General features: G+C 69.0%; 8 protein-coding genes. 2 read left to right on the top strand and 6 right to left on the bottom strand.

Going from position 1 to position 6,929, the window contains the following annotated elements:
• Position 1 precedes the first annotated feature (1 nt).
• Positions 2-313: a CC_3452 family protein gene (locus LPN01_RS17905; RefSeq protein WP_262829781.1), complete on the bottom strand. Its 312-nt coding sequence runs from the start codon at positions 311-313 to the stop codon at positions 2-4.
• 140 nt (positions 314-453) lie between these two features.
• On the opposite strand from LPN01_RS17905, the gene LPN01_RS17900 reads away from it, so the two are divergent.
• Positions 454-930: a winged helix-turn-helix transcriptional regulator gene (locus LPN01_RS17900; protein ID WP_262829780.1), complete on the top strand. Its 477-nt coding sequence runs from the start codon at positions 454-456 to the stop codon at positions 928-930.
• An 18-nt stretch (positions 931-948) separates the two neighbouring features.
• Here LPN01_RS17900 and LPN01_RS17895 read toward each other — a convergent pair whose 3' ends face one another.
• The 5 genes from LPN01_RS17895 to LPN01_RS17875 all read right to left on the bottom strand — a co-directional run bounded on the left by LPN01_RS17895 (position 949) and on the right by LPN01_RS17875 (position 5,034).
• Positions 949-1,365: an acyl-CoA thioesterase gene (locus tag LPN01_RS17895; protein WP_262829779.1), complete on the bottom strand. Its 417-nt coding sequence runs from the start codon at positions 1,363-1,365 to the stop codon at positions 949-951.
• Positions 1,362-1,667, bottom strand: coding sequence for a DUF2061 domain-containing protein (locus LPN01_RS17890; protein ID WP_262829778.1), 306 nt, complete (start codon positions 1,665-1,667; stop codon positions 1,362-1,364). Before LPN01_RS17890 ends, LPN01_RS17895 begins: the two co-directional genes overlap by 4 nt.
• Positions 1,667-2,887, bottom strand: a complete 1,221-nt coding sequence (locus LPN01_RS17885; RefSeq protein WP_262829777.1) for an LL-diaminopimelate aminotransferase — start codon at positions 2,885-2,887, stop codon at positions 1,667-1,669. The genes LPN01_RS17890 and LPN01_RS17885 overlap by 1 nt, the downstream gene beginning before the upstream one ends.
• A gap of 78 nt (positions 2,888-2,965) precedes the next feature.
• The gene (locus tag LPN01_RS17880; protein ID WP_262829776.1) at positions 2,966-4,030 is read right to left on the bottom strand and encodes an SGNH/GDSL hydrolase family protein; all 1,065 of its coding nucleotides are present in this window, start codon (positions 4,028-4,030) and stop codon (positions 2,966-2,968) included.
• Positions 4,027-5,034, bottom strand: coding sequence for a glycoside hydrolase family 26 protein (locus LPN01_RS17875; RefSeq protein WP_262829775.1), 1,008 nt, complete (start codon positions 5,032-5,034; stop codon positions 4,027-4,029). Before LPN01_RS17875 ends, LPN01_RS17880 begins: the two co-directional genes overlap by 4 nt.
• A 137-nt stretch (positions 5,035-5,171) precedes the next feature.
• Here LPN01_RS17875 and LPN01_RS17870 point away from each other — a divergent pair, with 137 nt between their 5' ends.
• Positions 5,172-6,926: a PHA/PHB synthase family protein gene (locus LPN01_RS17870; RefSeq protein ID WP_262829774.1), complete on the top strand. Its 1,755-nt coding sequence runs from the start codon at positions 5,172-5,174 to the stop codon at positions 6,924-6,926.
• Positions 6,927-6,929 lie beyond the last annotated feature (3 nt).

Below are 6,929 nucleotides of genomic sequence, written 5' to 3'. Positions count from 1 at the left end.
ATCAGGCCTTCTTGGCCTTGGCGTTGCACCTGGCGAGCTGGTCGGCGTCATACGCCTTGCCCGCGACGGTGAAGCTGGTCAGCGCTCCCACCTGGCGCACGACCAGTTCGCACAGCACCGCGGGCCGCTCGGGCGCCTGACCGGCGACGAACGTGCCGTTCTGGAGCCGCCATGCGGTCGAGCGGGTGATGAAGTTGGTCTTGGCGGTCGGCGCGGCGGGCACGGCGGCATAGACGTCCGCGCCCGGGGCGGCGGTGGCGGCGCCGCCGGTCAGGATGGCGGCAGCGAGGGCGAATGGGGCGATCAGCTTCATGAAGGTCCTCCCGAACCGTATCTTTGCGGGTTGCGATGCCGGCGCCTACCGCTATAGGTTGCAGGTTGCAACTGGAAACCGACAAAGCCCTCTGCGTCGCGGCGATTATGCGGTACGCTTGCGCGGGCAAGAGGATCACGATGGCGAAACCGGCCGACCTGCCGAAATTGCGAGAGACGCTGCGCGAATGCAGCCTGCCCGCCGCGCTGGAGGCGATGGGCGAACGCTGGGCCTTCCTGATCCTGCGCGCCGCGTTCAACGGGCTGCACCATTTCGAGGAATTCCAGGCCGAACTCGGCATCGCGCGCAACATCCTCGCCAACCGGCTCGCCCGCCTGGTCGATCACGGCATCCTGCAACGCGAGCCGCTGCCCGGCGATCGCCGCAAGATCCGCTATACGCTGACCGAAAAGGGGCACGCGCTGCTGCCGACGATGATCGCGCTCCGGCAGTGGGGCGAGCGCTGGGAATTGCGCGCGCCCGCCTTCCCGATCCTGGTCGACACGCGCGACCGGCGGCCGATCGCGCCGATCGCGGTCCATGCGCATGACGGCCGCGTGCTGGAGAAAGGCGACCTGATCTGGGCCCTGCCGGAGGATGTCGGGCAGCCGGACTGACGCCCCGGTCGCGACCGGTCAGAGCGTCGCCAGGAACGCCCGGATCGTATCGGGGATGGTGGCGGGGCGGCCGGTCGGCAGGTGGACGTTGACCAGCACCATCGTCACCGTCGCATGGCACGCGCCGGTGTCGCCATGCGCCAGTTCCATCGCCATCGTCAGGCTGGTGCCGCCGATCCGGGCGATCCGCACCCGCGCTTCCACGGTATCGCCCCAGACGAAGGGGCGCAGATAGTCGACCTCGGCACGGCGAACGTGGAATTCGGTGTGGCGCCAAACGTCGCCCAGCGCCGCCTCGATCCCCGTCCAGTCCCAGAAGTCCGTCGAGGCGACGTCGGCATATTCGAGGTAGCGCGAATTGAAGACGACCTTCTGCCCGTCGATCTCGGCATAGCGGACGCGAAAGCGGGTGGAAAAGGCGAAGCCGTCGCTCATGCGCCCGCCCGGGCCTCGCCCCGTCGCTCCGGCGCCGGCGGGGCGACGCCCTCGCCCGACTGGTCCGGCGCGACCGGCTCGGGGCGATGGCCCCAGCGGACCAGCGACCAGGCGCGCTCGTGGAAATAGAACAGCAGGATCTTGGTGACGACCTCGGTCCCCGCGATCGATCCGGCGATCTTCGCATTGCCGCTGGTGAACAGCATGCCGAGGATGAAGGTATCGATCGATCCGACGGTGCGCCACGACACCGCCTTCACGAACGACCGCGGATGACTTTCCAGCCCGCGGAAGACGAACATCAGCCCGCCTTCTGCCCCGCGGCCTGCGCGGGCGTGTTGACGCCCATCGACTGGAGGTAGCGCTTCACGTTGCGCGCCGCCTGGCGCAGCCGCTGTTCGTTCTCGACCAATGCGATGCGCACGAAGCCTTCTCCATTTTCGCCGTAGCCCACCCCTGGGGCAACCGCGACGTGCGCGCACGTCAGCAATTGTTTGGAGAACTCAAGGCTGCCTAGGTGCGCGACCGCGGGCGGCAGCGGCGCCCAGGCGAACATCGACGCGCGCGGCGACGGAATGTCCCAGCCGGCGCGGCCGAAGCTTTCGACCAGCACGTCGCGGCGCTTGTGATAGAGCTGGCGGTTGCGCTCGACGATGTCCTGCGGGCCGTTGAGCGCGGCGCAGGCCGCCGCCTGGATCGGCGTGAACGCACCATAGTCGAGGTAGGATTTGACCCGCGTCATCGCCGCGATCAGCGTCTTGTTGCCGACCGCGAAGCCGATCCGCCAGCCCGCCATGCTGTAGGTCTTGGACAGCGAGGTGAATTCGACCGCGACGTCCTTCGCGCCCTTCACCTGCAGGATCGAGGGCGTCGGATTGCCGTCGTAATAGAGTTCCGAATAGGCGAGGTCGGAGATGATCCAGACCTTGTTCTCGCGCGCCCAGGCGACCAGCCGCTCGTAGAAGGCGAGGTCGACCGCCTCCGCCGTGGGGTTGGACGGATAGTTCACGACCAGCACCGACGGGCGCGGCACGGTGAACGCCATCGCGCGTTCCAGGCTTTCGAAATAGGCCTCGTCCGGCGTCGTCGGCACCGCGCGGATCGTCGCGCCGGCGATGATGAAGCCGAAGGTGTGGATCGGATAGGACGGATTGGGCGCGAGCACGACGTCGCCGGGTGCGGTGATCGCGGTGGCGAGGCTGGCGAGCCCCTCCTTCGACCCCATCGTCACCACGACCTCGGTTTCGGGGTCGAGGTCGACGCCGAAGCGGCGGCCATAGTAATTCGCCTGGGCGCGGCGCAGCCCCGGGATACCCTTCGACTGCGAATAGCCGTGCGCGTCGGGCTTGCGCGTCACCTCGATCAGTTTCTCGAGCACATGCTCAGGGGGCGGCAGGTCCGGATTGCCCATGCCGAGATCGATGATGTCCTCGCCGCTCGCGCGCGCCGCGGCCCGCATGCCGTTGACTTCGGCGATGACATAGGGCGGCAGGCGCTTGATGCGGTAGAATTCGTCGGACATGGGTCACCTTGCAATGGGCGCGGCCACCCTACGCCGCCCGCAAGGCTTCCGCCACCCGTTACGCCCGCCGTGCGCGTGCTAGCGTGCCCAGAGCCGCGGATGCGCCGCGACGTAGCGGCCGATCGCCCCTGCGATCAGCGTGTCGTCCGCGACCGACGGATGGAAATGGCACCCGGTGAACGCCAGTTTCGGCACCTGTACGAAACCGACGTCGCGCAGCCCCGCCACGGTCAGCCGCGCGGCGACCTTCGCCTCCTCCGCCGCGATCTCCCCGTCGGCGAGGTCGGTCGCCCACAGCAGGACGTGCGCGCGCGGATGCGCGGTCCGCAGCGACCGGACGAAGGCCATGTAGCGTGCCTCGTAATCGGCGTGCAGCGCATCGCGATCCGCCCAGCGTTCGCCCGGCTTCAGGGCGGTCGAAAAGTCGTTGGTGCCGAGCGCGACGACGATCAGCTGCGGGTTCCAGCCGGCGTCGTCGGCGGGCGTCGCCCGATCGAACAGCGCATGGGGATAGGCCTCGGGCGTGGTGTCGGCGGCGAACCCGTCGTAGTTGCGCACCACGCCCCGGCCCGAGATCGCATGGACCCGGTAATCCGCGCCGTAGCGGCGCGCGACCTGGCCGGCGATCCCCCGTACCGTGTCGGTGGTCGCCCATACCCGGTCCTGGCTGCACTCGCGCGTGCCGGCGGTGTTGCCATAGCCGACGGTGTGCGAATCGCCGATGAACTCGATCTGGCGTGTCGGGGCCGCCGGCGGCGGCAGCGGCACCGTTCCGGTCGCGGCGAACATCCCGCCGAAGACGGTCGGTGCGCCCTGGCTTTCGCTCGCCACCGCGACGCGCAGCACGTGGCGGGCCGCGGACAGGCCGGCGATCCGGTACAATCCGGGGGCGGGCTTCACCAGCGTTCCGACGCGCGTGCCGTCCACCGTCACGTGCAGGATGACGTCGCCCTCGCCCACGCGCAGCAGCGCCTGCCGGCCGCGGAACGCGCCTTCGAAATACGTGCCCGGCCATTGCCGCCGCCACCCGGCGGCGACCCGCAGCGCGCGCCCGACGACGCGGACGGGGAGCGCCGGCCCGGTGGCGGTCCCCGCGGGCACGGGCGTCACGCTCGCGGCGGCGAGCAACAGCGCGGCGATCATCGACCGGCTCGCAGCGTGGCGGGCAGTTCGTCCTTCGTCACGTAGCGTTCGCTCGCATAATCGCGGGCGAGCTGGTCGGGCGTGTTCTGGTCGGCACCGGTCAGCCAGCGCGTGTGCCAGGTCATGAACCACAGCCAGTCGGCGGCCGGCCCGAGCGTCGCGGGATCGGGCACCGGCCCGTTCTCGTGCAGGCAGATCGGCACGGTGTCGCCGACGATCCGCTTCACCTGCGCGAACATCGGCGCCAGATTGCCGTGATCCGCGGCATAGATATCCGCGCCGGCGACGTCGACCGTCGCGCGGCCCGGGTAATAGGCGGGATCGACATTCTGTCCCGCCCAGCCGAGCACCCAGATGAGGTTGTCGAGGCCGTGCACGCGGGTGAAGCGATCGTACATCAGCCGCCACAACGCCTTGAACGCGTCGGGCCCGTGCTTGCCCCACCAGAACCAGTCGCCGCTGAATTCGTGGAACGGCCGCCACAGCACCGGCACGCGCGCGACCCGCAGCCGGCCGAGCAAGGCGGCGACGTGGTCCATCTGCGCCAGCATCAGCCGGTTCTGCACCGTCCCCGGCCGCAGCGCGGCGGCGACGTCGAAATCCTTCTTCGAATTCTCGTAGCCGGTGCCGATGTCGGGTGCGCCCCAATGCCAGCACAGGGTTACGATCCCGCCGCCCTTCGCCCAGGCGAGGGCGCGTTGCGTGACGCCGTCGTCGTCGCGCGGATCGATATAGTCGAGCCCCAGGATCGCGGGCAGCCGCCCGGTGACGCGGTGCAGATAGTCGAGCTCGCGCTGCGCGCCCTCGGGATTGTAGCCCTGTTCCTGCTGGCCGGTCAGCGTCCGCCTGCCATATTGGCTCCACAGATAGGCGTAGAGCCGCCGCGCCTCCGCGCTAGCGCGCGGGTTGCACAACGCATGCGCGGACCGGCCGCCGGCGATGGCGACGGCGGGCGACAGGCCGAGCGCCGCCATGCCGGCCAGGGTCGTGCGTCGCGTCAGCATGCCATCCGTCCTCTCCACATCGTCGCGCCTGTCTAGCCGGTTTAACGAAAACAAAAATAAGAATTATGGCGCTCCGACGCGGCCGGTTCCCAGCATCGTGATCGGGCGCTACCATCGCGGCCAAGCAGGAGGATGCCATGGCCGATCCACACGACGAGCAGACCGCCCGCCCCGCCGCGCCCGATCTCGCCGATCTCCAGCACTGGACGTGGGTGATGGGCCGCGCGCAGCAGATGATGATGGAGCAGGGCCTGGGGTTGATGCAGGCGGGGCACGGCGACGCGGCCGCGTCCCCCGCACCGTTCGGCGCGCCGGCATTGGTCCAGCAGACGCAGGATTTCTGGAAGGACAATCTGGCCCTGTGGCAGCGGTTCGTCGACCCGGCCGCCGCGGTGGCGCCGCCGCCGCAGTCGGACGGCGACGCGCGCGACAAGCGGTTCAAGGCGGCGGCATGGCGCGACGACCCGTATTTCGACTGGATCCGGCGCAGCTACAATCTGATCGCCGACCATATGCTGCGCGGCGTCGATGCCCTCGATGGCGTGCCCGAGCGGCAGAAGGAGCAACTGCGCTTCGCCGCACGCGGGCTGGTCGATGCGATGAGCCCGTCCAATTTCCCGATGACCAATCCCGAGGTGGTCGAGAAGACGATCGAGACGAGGGGCCAGAACCTGCTCGACGGCCTCAGGAACATGCTCGCCGACATCGGCAAGGGGCAGCTGACGCATACCAGCGAGGGCGCGTTCGAGGTCGGTCGCAACCTGGCGATGACACCGGGCAAGGTGGTGCGCCGCACGCCGCTGTACGAACTGATCCAGTACACGCCGACGACGGAGCGCGTGCTGGCGACGCCGCTGGTGATCTTTCCGCCGTGGATCAACCGCTTCTACATCCTCGACCTGACGCCGGAAAAAAGCTTCATCCGGTGGGCGGTGGAGCAGGGTATCACCGTGTTCATGGTGTCGTGGAAGTCGGCCGACGCCTCGATGAAGGAGGTGATCTGGGACGATTACGTCGCCGCGCAGGTCGATGCGATCGACACGATCCGCGACGCGCTGGGCGTGCCCTCGGTCCACACCATCGGCTATTGCGTCGCGGGCACCACGCTGGCGGCGACGCTGGCGCTGCTCGCCGCGCGCGACGAGGCGGACAAGGTCGCTAGCGCGACCTTCTTCACCGCCCAGGTCGATTTCGCCCAAGCCGGCGAATTGCAGAACTTCGTGACCGACGAGCAGCTGGCGCTCATCGGCGCGCTGTCGCCGCAGGGGTTCCTCGACGGGCGCTATATGGCGGCGACGTTCAACCTGCTGCGCGGCCGTGACCTGATCTGGAACTACGTCACCAACAATTATCTGCTGGGGGCGGACTATACGCCGTTCGACCTGCTGCACTGGAATGGCGACACCACCAACCTGCCGTCGAAATGGCATCTGTCCTATCTGACCGATCTCTATCGCGACAATCTGCTCGTGCAGCCGGGGGCGATGTCGGTCGCCGGACAGGCGCTGGACCTGACGCGGGTCGCGACGCCCGCCTATGTCCAGGCGGGGCGCGAGGACCATATCGCGCCGGCCGACAGCGTGTGGAAGATCACGCACCTGTTCCGCGGACCGCTGCGGTTCGTGCTGGCCGGGTCGGGGCATATCGCGGGCGTCGTCAACCCGCCGGCGGCGCAGAAATACCAATATTGGACGAACGAGGCGCCCGCGGAATCGCTCGACGCGTTCGTCGCCGGCGCGACCGAAACCAAGGGCAGCTGGTGGCCGGACTGGCTCGCGTGGCTGCGCGCGCAGGCGTCGGACGAGGTGCCGGTCGAGGGCGCGCGCCTCCCCGGGACGGGCGCGTTGGCCGCCCTGGGCGATGCACCGGGAGACTATGTCCGGCAGCGCTGACGA

Source organism: Sphingomonas sp. A2-49 (genome assembly GCF_025548555.1).
GTDB lineage: Bacteria > Pseudomonadota > Alphaproteobacteria > Sphingomonadales > Sphingomonadaceae > Sphingomonas.
The sequence above is the reverse complement of the archived record's forward strand: the minus strand, read 5'-3'. Positions and strand labels throughout refer to the sequence as shown.